At 72.5% G+C, this 22,754-nt stretch carries 21 protein-coding genes and 1 pseudogene; 16 read left to right on the top strand and 6 right to left on the bottom strand.

From position 1 onward, the window contains the following. Nucleotides 1-14 precede the first annotated feature (14 nt). From ACW4TU_RS08505 to ACW4TU_RS08515, 3 genes are all read left to right on the top strand, one after another. Nucleotides 15-1,460, top strand: coding sequence for a serine/threonine-protein kinase (locus ACW4TU_RS08505; protein ID WP_457426235.1), 1,446 nt, complete (start codon nt 15-17; stop codon nt 1,458-1,460). Between the two features lie 97 nt (nt 1,461-1,557). Beyond that, the gene (locus ACW4TU_RS08510; RefSeq protein WP_457426237.1) at nt 1,558-2,436 is read left to right on the top strand and encodes a polysaccharide deacetylase family protein; all 879 of its coding nucleotides are present in this window, start codon (nt 1,558-1,560) and stop codon (nt 2,434-2,436) included. 18 nt (nt 2,437-2,454) lie between these two features. Further along, a complete protein-coding gene (locus ACW4TU_RS08515) occupies nt 2,455-2,628 on the top strand; it encodes a hypothetical protein (RefSeq protein ID WP_457426239.1) in 174 nt (57 codons plus the stop codon). Here ACW4TU_RS08515 and ACW4TU_RS08520 read toward each other — a convergent pair. Continuing rightward, on the bottom strand, nt 2,620-3,291 hold the full coding sequence (locus tag ACW4TU_RS08520) for an ABC transporter (RefSeq protein WP_457426241.1): 672 nt from the start codon (nt 3,289-3,291) through the stop codon (nt 2,620-2,622). The two genes, ACW4TU_RS08515 and ACW4TU_RS08520, sit on opposite strands and share 9 nt — an antisense overlap. A gap of 272 nt (nt 3,292-3,563) precedes the next feature. Beyond that, nucleotides 3,564-4,409 (bottom strand): annotated as a pseudogene (locus ACW4TU_RS08525) (ATP-binding cassette domain-containing protein); the annotation flags it as partial. 56 nt (nt 4,410-4,465) lie between these two features. Between ACW4TU_RS08525 and ACW4TU_RS08530 the strand changes: the two are divergent. The 7 genes from ACW4TU_RS08530 (at nt 4,466) to ACW4TU_RS08560 (ending at nt 12,045) form a co-directional block, all read left to right on the top strand. Further along, nucleotides 4,466-5,206, top strand: a complete 741-nt coding sequence (locus tag ACW4TU_RS08530; RefSeq protein WP_457426243.1) for a peptidyl-tRNA hydrolase — start codon at nt 4,466-4,468, stop codon at nt 5,204-5,206. Between the two features lie 85 nt (nt 5,207-5,291). Beyond that, nucleotides 5,292-5,900 (top strand): DUF4142 domain-containing protein, encoded by a 609-nt coding sequence (locus tag ACW4TU_RS08535; RefSeq protein WP_457426245.1) that lies wholly within the window; start codon nt 5,292-5,294, stop codon nt 5,898-5,900. A 119-nt stretch (nt 5,901-6,019) separates the two neighbouring features. Further along, the gene (locus ACW4TU_RS08540) at nt 6,020-6,823 is read left to right on the top strand and encodes a DUF4142 domain-containing protein (RefSeq protein WP_457426247.1); all 804 of its coding nucleotides are present in this window, start codon (nt 6,020-6,022) and stop codon (nt 6,821-6,823) included. Between the two features lie 122 nt (nt 6,824-6,945). Next, nucleotides 6,946-8,271: an MbnB/TglH/ChrH family RiPP precursor modification enzyme gene (locus tag ACW4TU_RS08545; RefSeq protein ID WP_457426249.1), complete on the top strand. Its 1,326-nt coding sequence runs from the start codon at nt 6,946-6,948 to the stop codon at nt 8,269-8,271. A 324-nt stretch (nt 8,272-8,595) separates the two neighbouring features. Then, entirely contained in the window at nt 8,596-9,381 is a 786-nt protein-coding gene (locus ACW4TU_RS08550; RefSeq protein ID WP_457426251.1) for a DUF4142 domain-containing protein, read from the top strand. A gap of 94 nt (nt 9,382-9,475) precedes the next feature. After that, complete coding sequence (locus ACW4TU_RS08555; protein WP_457426253.1) at nt 9,476-10,264, top strand: TIGR04222 domain-containing membrane protein; 789 nt, start codon at nt 9,476-9,478, stop codon at nt 10,262-10,264. 152 nt (nt 10,265-10,416) lie between these two features. Continuing rightward, nucleotides 10,417-12,045 (top strand): alpha/beta hydrolase, encoded by a 1,629-nt coding sequence (locus ACW4TU_RS08560; RefSeq protein WP_457426255.1) that lies wholly within the window; start codon nt 10,417-10,419, stop codon nt 12,043-12,045. 64 nt (nt 12,046-12,109) lie between these two features. On the opposite strand, the gene hemQ is transcribed toward ACW4TU_RS08560, so the two are convergent. Beyond that, on the bottom strand, nt 12,110-12,841 hold the full coding sequence (gene hemQ / locus ACW4TU_RS08565) for a hydrogen peroxide-dependent heme synthase (RefSeq protein WP_457426257.1): 732 nt from the start codon (nt 12,839-12,841) through the stop codon (nt 12,110-12,112). 4 nt (nt 12,842-12,845) lie between these two features. Further along, nucleotides 12,846-14,312, bottom strand: coding sequence for a protoporphyrinogen oxidase (gene hemG / locus ACW4TU_RS08570; protein WP_457426259.1), 1,467 nt, complete (start codon nt 14,310-14,312; stop codon nt 12,846-12,848). A 207-nt stretch (nt 14,313-14,519) separates the two neighbouring features. Here hemG and ACW4TU_RS08575 point away from each other — a divergent pair, with 207 nt between their 5' ends. Beyond that, nucleotides 14,520-15,518 carry a DUF4349 domain-containing protein gene (locus ACW4TU_RS08575; protein WP_457426261.1) on the top strand — a complete coding sequence of 333 codons (999 nt, stop codon included), beginning with the start codon at nt 14,520-14,522 and terminating at the stop codon, nt 15,516-15,518. Between the two features lie 33 nt (nt 15,519-15,551). Further along, complete coding sequence (locus ACW4TU_RS08580; protein WP_457429982.1) at nt 15,552-16,967, top strand: FAD-dependent oxidoreductase; 1,416 nt, start codon at nt 15,552-15,554, stop codon at nt 16,965-16,967. A gap of 94 nt (nt 16,968-17,061) precedes the next feature. Here ACW4TU_RS08580 and ACW4TU_RS08585 read toward each other — a convergent pair whose 3' ends face one another. Next, nucleotides 17,062-17,394 (bottom strand): hypothetical protein, encoded by a 333-nt coding sequence (locus ACW4TU_RS08585; RefSeq protein ID WP_457426263.1) that lies wholly within the window; start codon nt 17,392-17,394, stop codon nt 17,062-17,064. Nucleotides 17,395-17,518: 124 nt separating this feature from the next. Between ACW4TU_RS08585 and ACW4TU_RS08590 the strand changes: the two genes are divergently transcribed. Beyond that, nucleotides 17,519-18,337 (top strand): rhomboid family intramembrane serine protease, encoded by an 819-nt coding sequence (locus tag ACW4TU_RS08590; RefSeq protein ID WP_457426265.1) that lies wholly within the window; start codon nt 17,519-17,521, stop codon nt 18,335-18,337. 23 nt (nt 18,338-18,360) lie between these two features. On the opposite strand, the gene hemE is transcribed toward ACW4TU_RS08590, so the two are convergent. After that, complete coding sequence (hemE, locus tag ACW4TU_RS08595) at nt 18,361-19,455, bottom strand: uroporphyrinogen decarboxylase (RefSeq protein WP_457426267.1); 1,095 nt, start codon at nt 19,453-19,455, stop codon at nt 18,361-18,363. Between the two features lie 129 nt (nt 19,456-19,584). On the opposite strand from hemE, the gene ACW4TU_RS08600 reads away from it, so the two are divergent. The 3 genes from ACW4TU_RS08600 (at nt 19,585) to ACW4TU_RS08610 (ending at nt 22,747) form a co-directional block, all read left to right on the top strand. Then, on the top strand, nt 19,585-20,253 hold the full coding sequence (locus tag ACW4TU_RS08600) for a DUF3000 domain-containing protein (protein ID WP_457426269.1): 669 nt from the start codon (nt 19,585-19,587) through the stop codon (nt 20,251-20,253). Between the two features lie 329 nt (nt 20,254-20,582). Next, complete coding sequence (locus tag ACW4TU_RS08605) at nt 20,583-21,242, top strand: response regulator transcription factor (RefSeq protein WP_055530968.1); 660 nt, start codon at nt 20,583-20,585, stop codon at nt 21,240-21,242. Between the two features lie 215 nt (nt 21,243-21,457). Then, a complete protein-coding gene (locus ACW4TU_RS08610) occupies nt 21,458-22,747 on the top strand; it encodes a ribonuclease D (protein WP_457426271.1) in 1,290 nt (429 codons plus the stop codon). Nucleotides 22,748-22,754: the final 7 nt, after the last annotated feature.

Genomic DNA, 22,754 nt, shown 5'->3' on the forward strand with positions numbered 1-22,754 from the left:
CTAACCTGTCCGCCATGAACGCTTCGGGGGATCTGGTCGACGGGCGGTTCGAGCTGCTGGAGCGGCTCGGCACTGGCGGAATGGGCACGGTGTGGCGGGCCCGCGACTCCGTACTGCACCGCGAGGTCGCGCTGAAGGCGGTACGGCCCGACGCGGCGGCGACCGATGCCGTACGGGAGCGGGTGATGCGCGAGGCACGGGCGCTCGCCCGGCTGAGCCACCCGCACGTGGTCACCGTTCACCAGATCATCGACGACGACCCGCATCCCTGGATCGTCATGGAGCTGGTGCCCGGCGTCTCGCTCGACAAGCGCCTGGAATCGGGCCCCTTGACGCCGGTGGAGGCGGCGCGGATCGGCGGCCAGGTGCTGGACGCGCTGCGCGCGGCGCACGCGGCGGGTGTCCAGCACCGGGACGTGAAACCGGCGAACATCCTTCTGCGGCCGGACGGGAGCGCGGTCCTCACGGACTTCGGGATCGCGGCGCTCCAGGGCGCGACGGCCCTGACGATGACCGGCGAACTCATCGGTTCCCCCGAGTACATCGCCCCGGAACGCATCCGCGGCCCCTCCGACGACCCGGCCTCCGACCTGTGGTCCCTGGGAGTCGTGCTGTACGTGTGTGTGGAGGGCGTGAGCCCCCTGCGCCGCGAGACCTCGCTCGCGACGCTGGCCGCCGTCCTGGAGTCCGAGGTCCCGCCGCCGTCCCGCTCCGGCCCGCTGACCCCCGTACTCGAAGCGCTGCTCGAACGGGACCCGGCGGCACGGCCCGACACGGGCCGGCTGGCGGCGATGCTGGGGCAGGTGGTGGCGGGCGGGACGGCGAGGTCCGTTCAGCGGACGCTGACGACACCCCAACCCGTGGGCCACAGCGCGGAGTCCGGTGCGGCACCCTCGCGCTCCGCGCACCTGGCGGCCGGCGTGGACCGGCGCGAGACGGGACAGCGGGTCCCGCCCTCGCCGCACCGCCGTAAGCGGGTCGCCGTGTCCGCCGTACTGGCGGTGCTCGTCGCGGTCGCCGCCGTCTTCCTCACGCCGCGTCTCCTCGACGGGAACGACAAGGACGGCGGCTCGGGCCTGTCGGCCGGTACGAAAACCTCGCCCAGCCCCTCGGCCGCCTCGCCCTCCGCGGCCGGCCGCTGGATCGCCCAGCTCCACTCCGAGCCGGTCGGTTCCGGGACCGCCGCGCGGGACGCACGGCTCGCCGAGGTCAGGGAGTCGGTGCCGGAGGCGGTGTTCGTGCGCAGCGACAAGTACGCGTCCCTGCGCCCGGGTTACTGGGTGATCTACGCCCCCGGCCCGTTCGCCGACGGCCGTGCCGCGCTGGCCTTCTGCGGCGAACGCGGCCTGACGACACCGACCACCTGCCTGGGCCGCTATCTGAGCAACGACGCCGCCGACTTCGCCGACCAGTGCCGTCCGCCCGCCGCCAACCCCACCGGGCGCTGCACGCGGGACTAGGTCCTGTCCGGCGGGGTCACGGCCAGGCGGGTGACATCCGCGCGGCTCGCCCTCGCGGCGGCCCACCGGGCAACCCGGGCATTTCTACCTTCGTACGATGATCAGTCTCGTACGACGAGTCGCCACCGGCTGTGTCCTGGGCGCCGCCCTCACCACCCTCGCCGCCTGCGGCACCGCCCCGGTCCCGCAACGGACCGAGCGGCAGCCTCCCGCGCTCCGGTCCGCCGCCCCCTCCCCGCCGCCCACCCTCGCCCCCGGGCCCGCCGGCCTGACCCCCGTCTTCCGGAACGGCCCGCGCACCCCGGACAAGACCGTCGCCCTCACCTTCGACGCCGACATGACCGCCGGGCAGGGCGACCGGGCGGCGCGAGGCGAGCGGTTCGACAATCCCCGGCTGATCGCCTCGCTGCGGACGCTGAAGGTGCCGGCGACCGTGTTCATGACGGGCCGGTGGGCCGAGGAGTACCCGTCCCAGGCCCGCTCCATCGGGCGGGACCCCCTCTTCGAGGTCGGCAACCACTCGTACAGCCACTACGCCTTCACCGATGACTGCTACGGGCTGCCGACCATCGCCGGCTCGGCCTCCGGCTTCGCTGCCGGGGAACGGATGCGCGCCGACGTCGAGCGGGCCTTCGCCGCCTTCCGGGCCGCCGGTGTGCCCCGTGCGATGCCCTACTTCCGCTTCCCCGGCGGGTGTTACGACCGGCGGGCGCTGCGCGCCCTGAGCGCGGCCGGGGTCACCGCCGTGCAGTGGGACGTGGTGAGCGGGGACGCCTTCGCGACGGACGCCGACGCCGTGGCCCGGGAGGTGCTGGACGGCGTACGGCCCGGGTCGGTCGTCGTCATGCACTGCACGCGCAGTGCCGCCCCGGCGACCGAGCGGGCCGTCCGCCGAATCGTGCCCGCGCTGCGCGAGCGCGGCTTCCGGTTCGTGAAGGTGTCCGAGCTGATCGGGGCCACGGGCGGCCGGCGGTGACCGGCTTACGCTGATGCCATGAGCGACGAGCACAGGCACGAGGGCGAGTACGAGGGTGAAGCCGGTGGACCGCCGTACGCGGAGTGCGTGCTGTGCCGGGAGCCGACCGAGTACCCGGCGTCACGGAAGGGCATCACGCTCTGCCCCGTGTGTGAATGGCAGGAGGCACAGCGCACGGCCTGTTCAGGGTGAGCGGCGTGCGGTGAGCGCGCAGGCCACGGCGGTCGCCGTCACCGTGAGCAGGGCCGCGGCGGCCAGTGGCAGCAGTGGCACCGGGATCGTGCCCGAGCGCGAGCCGGTCACCAGGGACGTGATCGCCGACTTGGCCGGGGAGCCCGTCACCACCATCGCCAGCAGCGCGCCGAGCATCATCGCGGGCACCGCCCGGCCGGGCGAGCGCAGCAGCTGCCAGGTCGTGAGCGCGCCGACGGCCGTGCCGAGCAGGGCGCACGCCAGGGCGGTGAGCAGCCCGGCGGCACCGGCCGGGAGCGGCTCCACGCGGATCCGGTGATCGGCGCTCGCCGGGTCGCTGATCAGGGTCACCGCGACGGTCGCGACCGTACCGAGCGCCGCCGCGGCGGACAGCGCCACCAGGAGACAGGCGAGATGGGCCCGTCCGGGGCCGACGGCCGCGGCCACGGCCGCGCGGGCGGCGGGCGGCTCGTTGCCCGCGCAGATCCGCACCAGCCAGGCGGCCACCGGCAGGACGGCCGCCGCGGCGTACCCGAGCGAGTCGAGCACGGGCTGCCCGCCCTGCACCCCGACGCCCAGGAACACCGCGTACAGGATGAACGGCGGCAGCCAGCGCTGCGAGCGCACGAGCAGAGCTGCCTGGTAACGCAGGAGGGCGGTCATCGGCGGCTTTCGTCGGTGGCGAGCGGTGGGGGTACGGCGGTACCCGCAAGCGTTCCGGGTACGCCGGTACCGGCGAGCATTCCGGCCACGCCGGGCGTTCCGGCCGCACCGGGAGCCACAGCCGTGCCGGGGATTCCGGCCGCACCGGGAGCTGCGGCCACGCCGGGAGCTGCGGCCACGCCGGGAGTCGCAGTCGTGCCGGGGATTCCGGCCGCGCCGGATACTGCGGCCACGCCGAGCGTTCCGGCCGCACCAGGCGTTCCGGCCGTTTCCGGTTTCACGCTCACCACGTGCCAGGGTGGGCGGGCCGTGAGCAGGGCCCGGAGCACGACGTCCGAGTGGGTCCCGGGGACGGTGAGCCGGTGGCCGCCCGGCGTCGCCGTCTCCGTGCTCGACGTGGTCCACCTCAGCGCCTCGGCCGGGGGCCGCGCACCCGGCGGACCCTGGGCCTCGACGACCAGGTGCGGGCCGCCGGGTTCCGGGGAACCGGCTTGTGCCGTACGGAGGTTGAGGCCGCCCCCGGTCACGGTGTACGTCGTGTCGGGCGCCCCCGCCAGGCGGCCCGGGTCATGGTCGACGAACACCACCGAGGCGCCGGACGCGGTGAGTTCGGCGACGACCCGCTCCAACTCACCCCGGGCGGCGGTGTCGAGGCCCGTCCACGCCTCGTCGAGGACGAGCAGCTCCGGGTCGGCGAGCAGGGCCTGCGCGACCACGACCTTCTGGCTGCCGCCCTTCGACAGCTCCGCCATGGGCGTCCGGGCGTACGCGTCGGCGCCGAGCCGCTCCAGCCACTCGTCGGCGGCGCGGGCGGCGGCCGTACGGGACAGTCCGTGCACGGCACCGAGATGCGTGAGGTAGCCGTGCGCGGTGAAGGGGAGCGCCGCCGGGAAGCGTTCGGGTACGTACGCGGTGCGCGGGCGGCCGGTGAGGGTGCCCTCCGTGGGGGCGTCGATGCCGGCGAGCACCCGCAGGAGGGTGGACTTGCCGGTGCCGTTGGCGCCCTCGACGCGGGTGAGGGTGCCGGGGGCGAGGGTCAGGTCGACGCCTCGCAGCACCCAGGGGCCGCGTAGGCCGTAGCGGCGGCCCACACCGTCCAGTCGAAGCTCGTGTCGCACGCTGCCCCCGCCCACTCCCCGGAAGAACCGATCTTCCGCCTGGCAGACTGAAGGACGTGACCAATGACCCGGCCGTTCCCGGCGACAGCCCTTTCCGCTCCGAGCCGTCACCGCGTGACGAGGCGCCCCAGTTCGTCCTGCCCCTCGTCGCCCGGATCGAGAAGGCCGAGCCGCCGGCCCGTACGGACGCGTTGGAGACCGCCGCCCGGGCCGTTCTCGTGATCCTCGGGGACGAGCGGTCGGTCGGGGACGGGGAGTGGGCGGAGGTCATACGGGACTGGCAGGACGCCCGGATCCGCAAGGTCGTCCGGCGGGCGCGGGGGGCGGAGTGGCGGCGGGCCGAGGCGCTGCCCGGCATCACGGTCACCGGCAAGTCGGCCGAGGTACGGGTCTTCCCGCCCGTTCCGCTGGACGGCTGGCCCAAGGACCTGGCCCGGCTCCAGGTCTCCGGCACCGACCTGGAGGATCCGGAGCCGCCGCTCGGCCTCGACCCGGCGGTGCCTGTCCTCTGGCTGAACCCCGAGCTGGACATGTCGGCGGGCAAGGCGATGGCCCAGACGGGACACGGCGCCCAACTGGCGTGGTGGGAGTTGTCGGACGAGGCTCGTGCGCTCTGGCGCGACGCGGGCCTCCCGCTCGCCGTCCGCACGGCGGAGCCGGACCACTGGCGCGAACTCATCTCCAGCGGGCTCCCGTTGGTCCGGGATGCCGGTTTCACGGAGATCGCGCCCGGTTCGGCGACGGTGGTCGCGGACCACCGTCCCCTGGGCCGCACAGGGTTCAAACATCTTCGTTGAACATCCCCGGGTTCCCGCTCGTACCTTCTGGCGCTGGCCACGCAACACATGCCCAACGACCAGTTGGTTCCCCCGGGAGGATCCTTTGCCGCGCTTCAACCACTCGGCCCTCGTCATCGCAGCCCTGACGACGACCATTGCCGCGCTCTCGTTTCCGGTGTGGTCCTATGCCGACCGCTCGGGCACCGGAGTGTCGAACACGGCCGCCGGCACCGTGAACACCCAGTGGGGGCCGCTGACCGCCTCGGACCGCAGCCTGATCGTGCGCGTCCGGCTGGCCGGGCTGTGGGAAGCGCCCGCCGGAGAGAAGGCGATGGACAAGTCCAGCAGCGCCTCCGTCAAGGCGGCGGCGGACCACCTGCTGGTGGGCCACGGCGACCTGGACGAGCGGGTGCGGAAGGTCGCCGCCCAGCTCAATGTCGAGCTGCCCAACCAGCCGAACGAGGCGCAGCAGGGCTTCCTGGCCCAGATGGACGCCGCCCAGGGCAAGGAGTTCGACCGGGTCTGGGCGAGCCTCCTGCGGAAGGCACACGGCACGATCTTCCCGGACATCGCGGCGATCCGGAACCAGACCCAGAACTCGCTGGTGCGTCAACTGGCGACGGACACCAACCAGACCGTGCTCGACCACATCACGATGCTGGAGAAGACCGGCGCGGTCGACTTCGACGCCATCGCCAACGGCACGATCTGACTCGTGTACACGTGTCGGTGGTCCAGGCCCGCTCGGTGTCCTGACCGCTTCTCACGTACGTCCCTCACCAGCCACGTATCAGTCCCCAACGACCAGTTGGGTTCCCCCGGGAGGCTCCCTTGCCCCGCATGAACGGCACGTTCCTCGTCGGCCTCGCCATCGCAGGCACCGTCGGCGCGCTCGCGTACCCCGTGTTCTACTCGTACCCGCACCGCAACGACGCCGCGACGGCCGCCGCGGTCACCGGCACCGGAGACACGGTGAACACCCAGTGGGGGCCGCTGACCCCCTTGGACCGCGAACTCATCGTGCGCGTCCGGCTGGCCGGACTGTGGGAAATGCCCGCGGGACAGCAGGCGATGACGAAGTCCAGCAATCCCACCATCAGGGAGGCGGCCCAGCACCTGATCACGGGTCACACCGACCTCGACAAGCGGGCACGGAGCGTCTCCCAGCAGCTCGGTGTCCCGATCCCCAACCAGCCGAACGCGCAGCAGCAGGGCTTCCTGGACCAGATGACGGCGGCCTCACCCGCGAACTACGACAAGGTCTGGGCGAACCTCCTGCGGCAGGCGCACGGCAACATCCTCCCGGTCATCGCGACGGTACGGAACCAGACCCGGAACACGCTGGTGCGTCAACTGGCCTCGGACACCAACCAGACGGTGCTCGACCACATCACGATCCTGGAGAAGACCGGCCAGATCGACTTCCAGAAGATCGCCGAGAAGGCCGCCGGGCCCAGCGCCAGTCCGACCGGTCCGCCGCCGCCGTCCCCCGGAGTGGTGCCGCCCATCGCGCCCGCGGTGGAGCCGCCCGGCAACATCGTGACGTCCTCGAAGCCGTCGCCGCCGGCACCCGGCACGATCAACACCAACCGGCCGGAGGCCCCGGACCCCAACAAGATCGCCCAGGGCCAGTAGGCGGACGGGAACGGGCGGGCGCAAGCTCAAATGTTGCTCTGAAGGTCGCCCGGGAGGGGTTCGACCCCGGGAACCCGGGCCATCACTCCGTGGACCGAGAAGGTCGGAGAAGGGGACGGACCATGAAGCGACCGGAGCGACTGGGTACGGGCATCGGGTGGCGGCCGGAGATCGCGGACGCCGTGGAGGCCATGCCGGGCATCGACTGGGTCGAGGCCGTGGCCGAGAACCTCTGCCCGGGGCATCTGCCCGAGTCGCTGCTGCGGCTGCGCGAGCGCGGCGTGACGGTCGTCCCGCACGGTGTCTCCCTGGGCCTCGGCGGCGCGGACCGGCCCGCCGAGGACCGGCTCACCGCGCTCGCCGAGCGGGCCGAGGCACTGGGCTCGCCCCTGGTCACCGAGCACATCGCGTTCGTCCGGGCCGGCGGTCCGCTGACCGCGTCCCCGCTGCTGGAGTCGGGGCACCTGCTGCCCGTACCCCGCACCCGGGACGCGCTCGACGTGCTGTGCGAGAACGTCCGCATCGCACAGGCGGCGCTGCCGGTGCCGCTCGCCGTCGAGAACATCGCCGCGCTCCTCGCCTGGCCCGGCGAGGAGCTCACGGAGGGCCAGTTCCTGTACGAACTGGCCGACCGGACCGGCGTACGCCTCCTCGTCGATGTCGCCAACCTGTACACGAACCACGTCAACCGGGGCGAGGACCCGGCGAAGGCCCTGGCCGAGCTGCCCGTCGAGGCCATCGCGTACGTCCATGTCGCGGGCGGCTTCGAACGGGACGGCGTCTGGCACGACAGCCACGCCCACCCCGTCCCGCCCCAGGTCCTCGGCATCCTCACGGACCTCGCCTCCCGGATCACCCCGCCCGGCGTCCTGCTGGAGCGGGACGACAACTTCCCCGGGGCGGGCGAGCTGGAGCGGGAGCTGGACGCGATCCGCGGGGCGCTGAAGGCGGCTGTGCCCTCGGAGTCGGCCACCGCGAAGGCGACGACAGCCGCACCCATGACTGAGGCCGACCAGACACCACCCGACTCCGCCCCCGCCCGCCAGCGCCTCGCCCTCGCGGAGGCCGCGCTGCTCTCCGCGCTCGTCGCGGGGACGCCCGCGCCGGAGGGGTTCGACCGGGTGCGGCTGGGGGTGCAGTCGCGGGCGCTCGGGGCGAAGCGGGCCGATGTCGTGGCGAAGGTCGCGCCGGAGCTGCCGGAGATCCTCGGGACGGGATACCGGCCCGCCTTCCTCGCGTACGCGCACGGGCACCCCATGTCCGACGGCTACCGGCACGACGCGCTGGACTTCGCCGCGCATCTGCTGCTCGGCGGGCAGCCCGAGGATACGGAGAGCCGGCGGCGACTGCGCGAGTGGTGGCTCGACCGCTCGGGTCCGGCCCCGCGCTCCCAGCGCCCCATGGCCCGGCTGGCCCGCGCCACCCGACGCGTACTCCTGCGCCGCTGAAGCACTGGGGGCGTTGGGGGCATGAGCGACGAACGTCACTCCCCCCGCGTACGCCGTCCCCTCTGCCGCCGCCGGACGGGCACCTCCACCCCAACCCGCGCAAACTGTGCGGGGGTTAACAGTGCCACCCATTACGCGACACTTCGCCGTCCTGTTTGTTGGCATTTCGCAAGGTATGTCCAGGGCTCGCGCTCCCTCATCCGGCGTCCGTCCCCTCCCCCGGGGCCGTCTCCTCTCGTACCGCAGCCGGCGTAGGTCCGGCAGTACGATGCGAACTCCGTGCCCGGAGCGCATTAGCGTGCGGTGCCGCAAGCAGGAGGCACCATGCGATCCATCCACCGTCCCGGTCTCGGCGGCACCGGGCTCATCGTCGCCGGGCTGGCGACGACCCTCGTGGCACTGATCTTCCCGGTCTGGTCGTACACGGACCGTTCCGGCACCGGTGTGGACGTGCTCAACGCGCAGACCGTGTCGACGCGCTTCGGCCCGCTGTCGGCGCTCGACCGCGAGTTCCTCACCAAGGTCCGGCTGGCGGGGCTGTGGGAACTGCCCGCCGGCCAGCAGGCCCAGGAACGCGGCACCACCGAGGCCGTACGGACAGCGGGCCGGCATCTGATCGAGGGGCACACGTTTCTCGACGAGCGGGTCCGGGACGTCGCCTCGCGGCTCAGGTTCGAACTGCCCAACCAGCCGAGCGAGCAGCAGCGCGGGTGGCTCAGCACCATGGACGCGGCCCATGGCGAGGACTTCGACCGCGAGTTCGCCAACCTGCTGCGGATGGCGCACGGCAAGGTGTTCTCCGTCGTCGCGCAGGTCCGCGCGAGCACCCGCAACTCCCTGGTCCGCGCACTCGCCGACGACGCGAACCGGACCGTCCTCGACCACATCCAGATCCTGGAGGCCACGGGGTACGTCGACTTCGACGCCCTCGCCCAGGGCATGGCCGCCGCGAGCACCCCGCCGCTCACCAACCCCCCGGCCCCGCCCGGCCCGACGACCGCCCCCGCGTCCGCCGTGCCGGTGACGCCCTCGCCGGCCGCGACCTATCCACTGCCGCCGCCCGCGACCAGCCCGCCGCCGGAGTCGGCGGAGCCCTCCGAGACAACCTGAACCGGACATCGCGCATACGTCACGTATCGGCCATACCTCGTCCATATCCTGAAAGCCCATGGCGTTCCAGGCACCCTTCGCATAGAACAACGGCATGTTCTGGTCCTTCCTCCTGCTGCTGGCCTGGATCGCCGCCGGTACGGCGTGCCTCCGGCTGTGCCTGGCCGCCGTACACGCGGCTGCCGTCGATCCGGACACGGGCCCGGGCGGACACGGGCGTGACCTGACGCTGTACGAGGCCGCCTTCCTGTCCGGCGGACCGGCGCGGGTCGCCGATCTCACGCTGGTGTCGATGGCCCGCCAACGGCGGCTGCTGCTCGCCCACACCGGCTGGGCGACCGTCGTGGACCCGAGCGGGCGCGACGAGATGGAACGGTCGGTGATAGGCGCCATCGGGCCGGAGGGTCAGTCGCGCATCGCTCCGGTGCGGACGGCCGCGGCCGGCACGGAGGCCGTACGGGGGCTCGCGGACCGGCTCGTCGCGGCGGGCCTGGCCGTACCCGAGGGGGCCAGGCGCGGGATCGCGTTCGCGGTCCGTCAGGCGCGGGCCGCCGCGCTGGCCGTCGTCACGCTGGGCGCGGTGGCCCTGCTGGTGCCGGGTCGGGGTGCCGTGCCGCGCGACCTGGTCGCCCTCTGGTTCGCGCTCCCCCTCGTCCTCACCCTGAGCTGCCTCGCCATCGCCCGGATCGAGGTCCACCCGTACTCGCGCTGGGCGTCACCGGCCGGACAGCGGCTGCTCACCACCCTGAACCGCCGGACCAGGACCGCCGACCACCGTGACGCCGACGACGACCGCACGTACCTCACCTCCGTCGCCGTACTCGGTGTCCGCGCGGTCGACGAGCCCGATCTGCGCGCCGCCTTCGCGCACCGGGAGCCGTAGGGCCGGTCCGGCGAATCCTGCCGGAGACCCCGGCGCCCCGGGGGGTGTGCGGGGGCGCACAGGAGTGCTCGCGGCGACACCGGGCGGGCGGTGCTTGCCTTCGCCGACCGGCGCCCGAAACATCCCTTCTGTTGCCACCGAAGGGATACGCGATGCGAGCTGCCGCCCTCTACTCTGCTGCCGGGTCCTTGCTGCTGACCACTCTGGCCGCCGCCCCCGCGGACAGCGCCCCGGGCGGGTCCGGCCTGCCGGGAGGTCCCGGCTCGGCCGAGTTCCGGGGTTCCGTGCTGGCCGCCGCGCGCGCCGGGGCGGCCGGTATCCGCTTCGGGAAGTGCGCGGAGGAGGAGGAACTGCCGGACACTCTGCGCTGCGGGACCGTCACCGTGCCGCTCGACTACGCGCACCCCGACGGCAAGCAGATCAAGCTCACCGTCAGCCGGGCCGACGCGACCGGCAAGGACCCGCGCGACCCCGAGCACAAGGTGGAGCGCCAGGGCGCCCTCGTCTACAACCCGGGCGGCCCCGGCGCGTCCGGCATGTTCTTCCCGATGATCGGCGTCATCCCGGAGTGGAAGCGCATCGCGGGGGCGTACGACCTGGTCGGATACGCCCCGCGCGGGGTGGGCCGGTCGGCTCCGCTGTCCTGCAAGGACCCGAAGCACTTCTTCAAGGGACCCACGCCGGCACCGTTGCACCCCTCGGAGTCGTACAAGAGGGAGCGGATCGCCGAGGCGAGGGCGTACGCGCGCGGGTGCGCCGAGCGCTCGGGCGACGCGCTGCGCCACTACCACTCCCTCAACAACGCCCGTGACCTCGACGTCCTGCGCGCCGCGCTCGGCGAGGACCGGCTGACCTTCATGGGCGCCTCGTACGGCACGTACTTGGGGGCGCTGTACGCGACGCTGTTCCCCTCGCACGTACGGCGGATGGTGTTCGACTCGGCGGTGAACCCGGACCCGGCCGGGATCTGGTACCGCAGCAACCTCGACCAGTCGGCCGCGTTCGAGAGCCGCTGGGCGGACTTCCGGGCGTGGGTCGCCCGGCACGACGACGTGTACGGGCTGGGCGCCACGCCGGAGGCGGTGCTGCGGAGTTACGACAGGGCGGCGGCCCGGCTCGCCGCCGAACCGGCCGGCGGGAAGGTGGGCCCGGGACAGTTGCAGGGCGCGTTCCTGCAGGCCGGGTACTACGACGACTACTGGCCGCACCGCGCCCACGCCCTGGCCGCCTACCTCAAGGGTGATCCGCAGCCGCTGATCGACCAGGCGGCGCCGGTGACGGAGGCGGCCGTCGAGGCGGAGAACGGCAACGCGGTCTACACGGCCGTCGAGTGCAACGACGCGCCCTGGCCGACGAGTTGGCGGGTCTGGGACCGCGACAACACGCGGCTCGCGCGCACGGCGCCCTTCGAGACCTGGGACAACGTGTGGATGAACCTGCCGTGCGCCTACTGGCCGGCGCCCCGGCAGACGCCCCTCGACGTGCGGACCGGACCGGGCGAGCTGCCGCCGGTGCTGATCCTGGCGGCCGAACGGGACGCGGCGACGCCTTACGCGGGCGCGCTCGAACTACGGCGCCGGCTGCCGGGCTCGGCCCTGGTGACCGAGCGGGGCGCGGGCACGCACGGCATCGCGGGCGGCCCGAACCGGTGCGTCAACGCCCACCTGGACGCGTATCTGCTGGCGGGCCGCCTGCCGGGGCGCAGCGCGGACTGCGCCCCGCACGAGGAGCCACACCCCGCTGCCCCGGTCGGCCGTTCCGGCAAGGAAAAAGCAGCCTGAAGCAGCGGTGGCGCCGTCGGGCGAGACCGGCGATCAGCTCGGCGGCCTCCTTGCGGCGCCCCGATCAGGCGAGCCCTTCGACCAGTTCGGCAACCGACTTGCGGCGCCCCGTGTAGAACGGGACCTCTTCGCGGACGTGCATACGGGCCTCGGAGGCGCGGAGGTGGCGCATGAGGTCGACGATGCGGTACAGCTCGTCGGCCTCGAAGGCCAGCAGCCACTCGTAGTCGCCGAGGGAGAACGAGGCGACCGTGTTGGCACGCACGTCCGGGTATCCGCGGGCCATCTTGCCGTGGTCGGCGAGCATCCGGCGACGGTCCTCGTCGGGCAGCAGGTACCAGTCGTACGAGCGCACGAACGGGTAGACGCTGATGTAGTTCCGGGGCGTCTCGTCGGCGAGGAACGCGGGGATGTGCGAGCGGTTGAACTCGGCGGGGCGGTGCAGCGCCATGTTCGACCACACCGGCACCAGGGCGCGGCCCAGCTCGGTCCGGCGGAAGAGGTTGTACGCCTCCTGGAGCTGGTCGGCGGTCTCGGCGTGCCACCAGATCATCAGGTCGGCGTCGGCGCGCAGCCCCGAGACGTCGTACGTGCCGCGGACGGTCACGTCCTTGGCGGCGAGCTGGTCGAAGAGGACCTGGACCTCGTCGGCGTAGCCCGTGCGGTCCTCGGGCAGGACGTCCTTCAGCTTGAAGACGGACCACAGGGTGTAGCGGATGACCTCGTTGAGGTCCTTGGCCAGCTTGCCCTTGTTCGGGATGCGGGCCGCGTCGGTGGTGGGGGCGTCGTCACTCATGCGCCTATTCTCCCGCTCCGTCGGGCGCGCTTCGCACCGGGTCGGCATCGAGCGGCTCCGTCGGCCGAAGCGGTCCGAGCGCGTCCACGGCCGCGTACGCGCTCGCGATGCACGCCGGGATGCCGACCCCGTCGTACGCCGCGCCGCACACGGCGAGGCCCGGGAGCTTGGCGATGTGTTCGCGGACGCGGTCCACGCGCGCGTGGTGGCCGACGGGGTACTGGGGCAGGCCGTCGTCCCAGCGGGTGACGCGGGTCTCCACCGGGGCCGCCGTCAGCCCGGTCGCCTCTCTGAGGTCGTGGCGTGAGACCTCGACCAGGTCGGTGTCGGGGCGCTGGAGGATCTCCGTCTCGGCGTACCGCCCCACGGAGGTCCGCAGGACCAGCAGGTCCGGGTTCTCCTCGGCGAGCCAGCCCCACTTCTGGGAGGCGAACGTCGACGCCTTGATGGTGCGTCCGTCGACGGGCGGCACCAGGAAGCCACTGCCCTCGGGGAGGCTGACGTCGGCGCGGCGGTAGGCCAGGGTGATCAGGGCCATCGAGGCGTACTCCACACCCGCGAGTTCGGCGGCGGCGGCCGGTGCCTCGGCACGGAGCAGCCCGGCGGCCACCGGGGTCGGTACGGCGACGACCACCCCGTCGGCGTCGAGCACCCGCTCCCCGGTGACGACCCGCCACGCCGCCGATGTCCCGGCCCCCCGGCGCAGCTCGGTGACGGGCGCCCCGGTGACGATCTCGCCGCCCCGCGCGCGCACCGACTCCGCGACGGCGAGCGGCAGTTGGCCCATGCCCCCCTGGATGCCCATGAAGACCGGCCCGCTCTGCTGGGGAGCGGCGGCCATCCGGGCCTGGAGACCACGGACCCCCTCCGTCAGCGACGCGTGTCTCTTCGCCACCTCGAAGAGCTGGGGCACGGCCGAGCGCATCGAGATGCGGTAGGCGTCGCCCGCGTACACCCCGCCCAGCAGCGGTTCGACCAGTCGGTCGACGACCTCGCGGCCGAGGCGCGCGGCGACGAACTCCCCCACCGCCACGTCGTCCCCGACCTCCGTGCGCGGCAGGTCGGCGTCGCGCCCGATACGGGCCAGCCCCTCGTCCGAGAGGACGCCGGCCAGGGCCGAGGCGCTGCCGGGGACGCCCATGACGTGCCCCTTGGGAAAGGGGCGCAGGGCGCCCCGGGTCCAGATCGAGGCCGTGGAGGTGGCGGGCGGCCGGAGGTGGTCGTCGAGGCCCACCTCGCGCGCCAGCGCGACGGCTTCGGGTCTGCGCGCAAGCATCGACTCGGCGCCGAGATCGACCCGCGCGCCCGCGATCTCGCCGGGCAGCAGCTTGCCGCCGACGCGGTCGGACGCCTCCAGGACCGTGACCCGCACACCCCGGTCCAGCAGCCGGTGGGCGGCGGCCAGACCCGCGATCCCGCCCCCGATGACGACGACATGCCCGGCACCCGCACGGGCCTCCACTGCGCTCATGCGACCACTTTCTCAGACCCCACCGACACTCCCGTCGCCGCACACCGCCCCTTGGTGTCCGGCACGAGTCCCGACCGTGACCTCATCGGGACCGTAACCGGCCAACGTCCCGGCCGCTTCGGGCGTCGAAGGAGCGTCAGTCGTACACCACGACGTCCCAGGACGGTCCAGGACCGTCCAACGACAGCCCTCGGGGGGATCCGCAAGATGAACACCCTGCGCACACGCCGTACACGCCGTACACGGAACCACGTACGCCCTGTTCAGGCCCTGGCGGGAGTCTTCCTCGTCACGGCCCTCGCACTCACCGGCTGCAGCGGCGCCAACTCCACCGCGAGCAGCGACTCGGGGGCCGTCGCGAAGGAACCCGCAGCCGGCGCCCTGGAGGACCAGGCCGGGTCCGACAGCAAGCCGGGCGCCCAGGCCAGTGCGGCGCCCCAGGCGGCCACCGGACCGCACATCATCCGCACCGTGTCCGTCTCCGTGCAGGTCAAGAACGTACCGAAGGCCCTTGCCAAGGTCCGCACCGTCACGGAGAACGCGGGCGGTTTCGTCGGCAGCGAGACGACGACCCTGGACCAGGAGGAGGAGGGCGGCGAGAACACAGACGTCGTTCTGCGGGTGCCCGTCGCCGAGTACGAGCAGGTCCTCACGGACCTGGAGGGCACCGGCAAGCTCCTGCACCGGGAGGCCGAGGCGAAGGACGTCACCGAGCAGGTCGTCGACGTGGAGAGCCGCATCACCACGCAGCGGGCCAGCGTGAACCGCATCCGTGAGCTGATGGACAAGGCCACCAAACTCTCCGATGTGGTCACCCTGGAGGGCGAGTTGAGCCGCCGTCAGGCCGACCTGGAGTCGCTGCTCGCCCGCCAGGCCTCCCTGAAGGACCGCACCTCCCTGGCCACGATCAACCTCTCCCTGTCCGAGACCCCGCCCAAGGAGTCCGACAAGGACGACGACCCGGGCTTCCTGGACGCCCTCGCGGGCGGCTGGAGCGCCTTCGTGACGATGCTGCGCTGGATCGTGGTGGCCATCGCCGCGGTGCTGCCGTTCGCCGCTGTGGCGGCCCTGCTGGTGTTCGCCTGGCTGCGCCTCACCCGCGCCCGTCGACAGGGCTCCGCCCAGGCGACAGTCACGAGCCCCGCACCGACGAGCTCCCTGCCGACAGCTCCCCCGGCCCAGCCGAACGGCCCGGACCAGGACTGAAATGCCAGGTCCCCGTAGCGTGTTCGCATGAGCATGAGTGATGGCGATGGCCGTACGAACGACACGAAGCGTGGGACCGAGCGTCTGGTGGTGATCGGCGGCGACGCGGCGGGCATGTCCGCCGCGTCGCAGGCACGCCGGCTCAGGAAACCCGACGAACTGGAGATCGTGGCGTTCGAACGCGGCAACTTCACCTCCTACTCGGCGTGCGGCATCCCCTACTGGGTGAGCGGCGACGTCCCGGACCGGGACCAGCTGATCGCCCGCTCGCCCGAGGAGCACCGGGCCCGCGACATCGACCTGCGCATGCGTACGGAGGTCACGGAGATCGACGTCCCGGGTGGCCGGGTACGCGCCCGTGACCTGGAAACGGGCGCCGAGTCATGGACGTCGTACGACAAACTGGTGATCGCCACGGGCGCCCGTCCGATCCGCCCCTCACTGCCGGGCGTCGACGCCCCCGGGGTACACGGCGTACAGACCCTGGACGACGGCCAGGCGCTCCTGGACACCCTGGCCACCACCAGGGGCCGCCGCGCGGTCGTGGTCGGCGCGGGCTACATCGGCGTGGAGATGGCCGAGGCGCTCATCAAGCGCGGCTACGAGGTGACGGTCGTCAACCGCAGCAGGGAACCGATGTCCACGCTCGACCCGAGCATGGGCCGCCTGGTGCACGAGGCGATGGAGGGCCTGGGCATCACCATGGTGAACGACGCCGAGGTCACCGAGCTGCTCACCGGCGACGACGGCAGGGTCCGCGCGGTCGCCACCCAGGACGCCGAGTACCCGGCGGACGTGGTCGTGCTCGGCATCGGCGTCCACCCCGAGACGACTCTCGCACGGGCGGCGGGACTCCCCGTGGGCGACCACGGCGGCCTCCTCACCGACCTGGCGATGCGGGTGCGCGGGCACGAGAACATCTGGGCCGGCGGCGACTGTGTCGAGGTCCTGGACCTCGTCTCCGGCCAGGAACGGCACATCGCGCTGGGCACGCACGCCAACAAGCACGGCCAGGTCATCGGTGCCAACGTCGGCGGCGGCTACGCCACCTTCCCCGGCGTGGTCGGCACCGCCGTGAGCAAGGTCTGCGACCTGGAGATCGCCCGCACCGGCCTGCTCGAGAAGGACGCACACCGGGCGGGCCTCAGGTTCGCATCGGTCACCATCGAGTCCACGAACCGCGCGGGCTACTACCCCGGCGCGGCCCTGATGACGGTGAAAATGCTCGCCGAACACCGCACGGGCCGCCTCCTCGGCGTCCAGATCGTCGGCCGCGAGGGCGCGGCGAAGCGGGTGGACATCGCGGCGGTGGCCCTCACGGCAGGCATGACGGTGGAACAGATGACAGCCCTGGACCTGGGCTACGCACCGCCGTTCTCACCGGTCTGGGACCCCGTACTGGTAGCGGCCAGGAAGGCGAGCGCGGCGGTCCGCAAGGGCACTTGTTGACGGGGGCGCGACTGTGTCGGTTCGCGGCTCCGCCGGTGAGCGCGACAAGCCACGGCGAACCCGCACCCGGCGACCCACCAGCACCCCTACGGTGCTACGCGGTCCCGTTGATCCGGTCGATGGCCTGCCGCGCCTGCTCCCCCGGCGGCCGGGACGGCAGCGCGGACACGGACGCCGACGCCGAGACGGACGGCGTCTGCTGAGCCTGTGCCGGCTTCGCGTGGGCGCCGAGCCCACTGGACCGCAGCCGATGGCTCACCGCCTCGTCGAGCGACACCGGCCGCTGCATCTGTGTGGCCAGCCGCCCCGCCTCCTGGCCGAGCCGGGCCACGTCCTCCCATGGCAGGTGGACCACCAGCGCGAGTTCGGCCTCGCCGTTCGGCAGAGCCTGCACCGACTGCATCGGAGGAGTAACTCGGTCGTTCATCGCCTGTTCCTCACGTCGTCCCCGCGGCGCGCCTTCGTCGCGCCGCGGACGTTGAGGACAGATACGGACACACGGACAGTCGCGTTCACCGATTCGCGAGACGCATCGCGGGCAGTACTTCCTTGTGGTCATCCCCGTCCATGACGTGAACCCCGCAAGCCGCACCCCCTGGGTCACGTACGCGCTGATCGCCGCCAACGTCCTCGTGTTCCTCTCCATGCCCGGCACAGCGGGTTCGGTGACGGGCGGGAGCGGCCTGGCACAGCTGTGCCACCTCCAGGCCTTCCTGGACCAATACGCTGCCGTGCCACAGGAGTTGATCCACCATCAGCTGCCGCGCCTGGTGCCGACGGGCGACGTCGGGATCGGCACGGGAGGGGCGGGCTGTGTGGTCGGTCCGCCGGGCTACGACAAGTCGCCCGCGCTCTCCGTGTTCACGGCGATGTTCCTGCACGGCGGCTGGCTGCATCTGCTGGGCAACATGCTGTTCCTGCTGATCTTCGGCAACAACATCGAGGACCGCCTCGGACATGTGCGGTACGCGCTCTTCTACGTCGTCTGCGGCTACGCGGCGTCCTACGGCTTCGCGCTCGTCAACGCCGACTCGACCGACCCCCTGATCGGCGCCTCCGGGGCGATCGCCGGTGTCCTGGGCGCCTATCTGGTGCTGTTCCCGAAGGCCAGGGTCTGGGTCCTGGTGCCCTTCCTGGTCTTTCTGCCGCTGCGGCTGCCGGCCTGGCTGGTGCTCGGCTTCTGGTTCGTCCTGCAGGCGGTGTACTCGTCCGGCGAGGGCGTCGCCGAGGCCGGCACCGTGGCGTACGCCGCGCACGTCGTCGGCTTCCTCGCGGGCATGCTGCTCGCCTGGCCGCTCAGGGCCGGCACCCCGGCACCGCCCGATCCGGGCCGCCTGCTGTGGGGCAGGCAGGCACGGCATACGTGGTGACGGGTGCCCCGAGACCCGGCGACTCAGCGGGCGGTGTTCGTGTGGACGTACTCCACGAGGCGGGTCAGGGCGTCCGGGGGCGTGTTCGGCATGACGCCGTGGCCGAGGTTGAAGATGTGGCCCTCCAGGCCCTTCGCGGAGTCGAGGACCTCGCGGGTCTTGGCCTCGACGGCCTCCGTGGAGGCGAACAGGACCGTCGGGTCGAGGTTGCCCTGAAGCGCCTTGCCGGGGCCGATGCGGCGGGCGGCCTCGTCGAGCGGGACGCGATAGTCGACGCCCATGACGTCCACACCGGCCTCGCTCATGGGGGCGAGCAGCTCGCCGGTGCCGACGCCGAAGTGGATGCGCGGCACGCCGTACCCCTCGACGGCCTTGAAGACCTTCCGGGAGGCGGGAAGGACCGAGCGGCGGTAGTCGGCCGGGGCGAGGGCGCCGGCCCAGGAGTCGAACAGCTGGACGGCACTGGCGCCTGCCTCGATCTGGACCTTGAGGAAGGCGGCCGTGATCTCGGCGAGGCGGTCGAGGAGGTCGGCCCAGAGCTGCGGGTCGCCGTACATGATCGCCTTGGCGTTCTCGTACGTCCGGGACGGGCCGCCCTCGACGAGGTAGCTCGCGAGGGTGAAGGGCGCGCCGGCGAAGCCGATGAGCGGGGTGGAGCCGAGCTCGCGGGTGAGCAGGCCGATGGCCTCGGTGACGTACGGGACGTCCTCGGGGGTGAGGTCGCGGAGCTGGGCGAGGTCCGCGCGGGTGCGGATCGGCTTCTCGACGACCGGGCCGACGCCGGGCTTGATGTCGAGGTCGATGCCGATGGCCTTGAGCGGGACGACGATGTCGCTGAAGTAGATCGCCGCGTCCACCTGGTGCCGGCGCACCGGCTGGAGGGTGATCTCGGCGACCAGCTCGGGGCGGGTGCAGGACTCCAGCATGGGGATGCCCGCGCGGACCTTGTGGTACTCGGGCAGGGAACGCCCGGCCTGGCGCATGAACCACACAGGTGTGTGCGGCACCGGCTCGCGTCTGCATGCCTTCAGGAAGGCGGAATCCTGCACGGCGTCGTTCTTGACGGCGGCGGACGTCGCTGTCGGCTGCTGGCCCGCGGGGCTCTGGTTCGCGCTCACGACCAGAAGTCTCGCACGCCCTACCGACAGTCCCGCGAACAGCCCTGCCGACGGCCCTCACCGGACTGTGGCCCGTCCCACGGGTGTCCCTCCCCGCACGGAGGCCCTGTTCCCCTTAATCTTCCCCGCATGGCTGCGGCTCAGGGACGACTGTCGGACGGCACTGGCGGAATGGACGACGCGAAGGGGGGAGACCGGGATGCGGTGGACACGGCTCCGTTGCCCTTCCGGGCCGCTGTCGACGCGTTGCGGACCGCGCGGCTGAGGCCGCAGATCGAGATCGAACCGACGCGGGCACCCCAGCGCCTGGCGCCGTTCGCGTACGCGCTGGAGGCGGCGGTCGTCGACGGCGAGGAGGATCTGGCCGACGGCCGGCTCGTCCTGCTGCACGACCCGGCCGGGCACGACGCCTGGCAGGGCTCCTTCCGGCTGGTGACGCTGGTGCGCGCCGAACTGGAACCGGAGATGGCCGCCGACCCGCTGCTGCCCGACGTGTGCTGGTCCTGGCTGACCGGGGCGCTCCAGGCGCGCGGACTGTCGTACGGCGAGGCCAGCGGCACGGTCACGCGCGCGAGTTCGCACTACTTCGGCGGGATGTCGGAGCGGCCGGCCGCCTCCCAGATCGAGATCCGCGCCTCCTGGACGCCCCGTGAGGGCCTCGGCGGTGTCCCGGACACCGCGTCCCACCTCGCCTCCTGGTGCGATCTGCTCGCCCAGATCGCGGGCCTGCCGCCGGCCGGCCCCGGGGACGCGTCGGTGGTGACGCTGCCGCAGCGGCGGGGGCCCCAGTCCCGCTGAACCCGTGAACGGCCTTGCGGTCCCCGCGCCGGGACCGCAAGGCCGTTCCCTTTTGTGCTCCCTCCCCCCCTCCCCCTCGCATCGGCACGCCGTTTTTAGTAGCTCTTTGTCGATACGGCCACTTTCGGCCGCGTATCGACGCAGAGCGAAACCGTTCGATCTTCGGATGATCGATCGCGTGTCCGAATTGCACGGATTGTTACTCACCAGATCGTGATCTTTCTCTAAAGGAGCACAGGTTTGATGCCGAAGACCTCTGTGACCTTGAAAGCACGGTCGATCCGGTTTCACCCCCAGGACCGGATCCGTCCCGCACTCCAGGAGGCCTGGTGTCCGTTCTTCTTGAGCAGCCCGCAAGCCTGGTCGCCTACCGCCCGAACAAGCCGACCGCCATGGTGGTCGTGGCCGACCCCCGCGTCCGTTCCACCGTCACCCGCCATCTGTGGGCGCTCGGTGTGCGCGATGTGATCGAGGCCTCGTCCATCGCGGAGGCTCGTCCCCGCATCGGCAACCCCCGCGACATCTGCGTCGCCGACGTCCACCTGCCCGACGGCAGCGGGCTCACCCTGCTGTCCGAGACCCGTGCCGCGGGCTGGCCCAACGGCCTGGCCCTGTCCGCCGCCGACGACATCGGAGCCGTGCGCAACGCCCTCGCGGGCGGTGTGAAGGGTTACGTCGTCACCGGCACCCGCAACAACATCGGACTTCCCAACCGACCGGGCGCCGCCCCCATCGGTGCCGGCGCCCGTATGCACCGCCGTCCCCCGGGTGCCCCGAGCCACCCGGGCGGCTACCGCGAGCTGTCCGGCCGCGAGGTCGAGGTCCTGCGACTGGTCGCCGAGGGCCAGTCGAACAAGGCGATCGGCGTCTCCATGGGCCTGTCCGCGCTGACCGTCAAGAGCCACCTCGCCCGTATCGCCCGCAAGCTCGGCACGGGTGACCGTGCCGGGATGGTGGCGGTGGCCCTGCGGACCGGAATCATCCACTGACACCGATCCCGAACCTGGCCCGATCACTGACCCTGATCACTGACGAACGACCACCGGCGACCGGCCGCTGACGACCGCTTCACCCCCACTCCTGACCGAGATGACCGACAGAATTCACTGACACGTGTGACGCGTGACCGGTTTACGACCCCACGGCGCCCGCCGACGGAACGTTCCGTCGGCGGGCGCCGTCCATACACAGATACCCTTGACAGGTGACCGAAGCCCAAGAGACCGCAGCAGACAGCTCACTGCGAACCACCGGAGGCGCTCCTCCGGACGACAACGGATCTTCTGAGGCTCAGGCGCCGATCCCACTACTCGAACCCCGTGACGGGATTCCGCCCGTCGTCACCGACGAGAACTCCCTCGCCGAGGTGATCGCCGCGTTCGCCGCGGGCACCGGCCCTGTCGCCGTCGACGCCGAACGCGCGTCCGGTTACCGCTACGGGCAGCGCGCCTATCTGGTGCAGTTGCGCCGCGAGGGCGCCGGCAGCGCGCTCATCGACCCCGTCGCCTGCCCCGATCTGTCGGGCCTCGGCGAGGCGCTCAGCGGCGTGGAATGGGTGCTGCACGCCGCCACCCAGGACCTGCCCTGTCTCCGCGAGATAGGTATGGTCCCCACTCACCTGTTCGACACCGAGCTGGCCGGCCGGCTCGCCGGGTTCCCCCGGGTCGGCCTGGGCGCGATGGTCGAAGGCGTCCTGGGCTTCGTACTCGAGAAGGGCCACTCCGCGGTCGACTGGTCGACCCGGCCGCTGCCCGAGCCCTGGCTGCGGTACGCGGCACTTGATGTCGAACTCCTGGTCGACCTGCGGGACGCGCTGGAGAAGGAGCTGGACCGGCAGGGCAAGCTGGAGTGGGCCCGCGAGGAGTTCGACGCGATCGCGTCGGCGCCGCCGCCGGAGCCCCGCAAGGACCCGTGGCGGCGTACGTCCGGCATGCACAAGGTGCGTCGGCGCCGGCAGCTCGCCGTCGTACGGGAGCTGTGGGAGACCCGGGACCGGATCGCGCAGCGCCGGGACGTGTCCCCGGGCAAGGTGCTGTCGGACGCGGCCATCGTCGAGGCCGCGCTCGCCCTGCCGGTCAACGTCCACGCACTGGCCGCGCTGACCGGCTTCGGGCATCGGATGGGCCGGCGCCAGCTGGATCAGTGGCAGGCGGCGGTGGACAGCGTGAAGGCGCTCACCGACTCCCAGTTGCCCCAGCCGGGGCAGCCCGTCATCGGCCCTCCGCCGCCGCGCGCCTGGGCCGACAAGGACCCGGTGGCCGCGGCCCGGTTGTCCGCCGCGCGGGCCGGGGTCTCCGCGCTGGCCGAGCGGCTGAACATGCCTCAGGAGAACCTGATCACCCCGGACACGGTGAGAAGGGTCTGCTGGGAGCCGCCCACTTCGGTGGACGCCGGGTCCGTGGCGACGGCACTCGCGGGGTACGGGGCTCGGACCTGGCAGGTGGAGCAGGTGACGCCCGTCCTGGTCGAGGCCCTTTCCGCCGAGGCGCCGTAGGCACACC

The sequence above is a fragment of the Streptomyces kryoterrae genome (assembly GCF_054072135.1).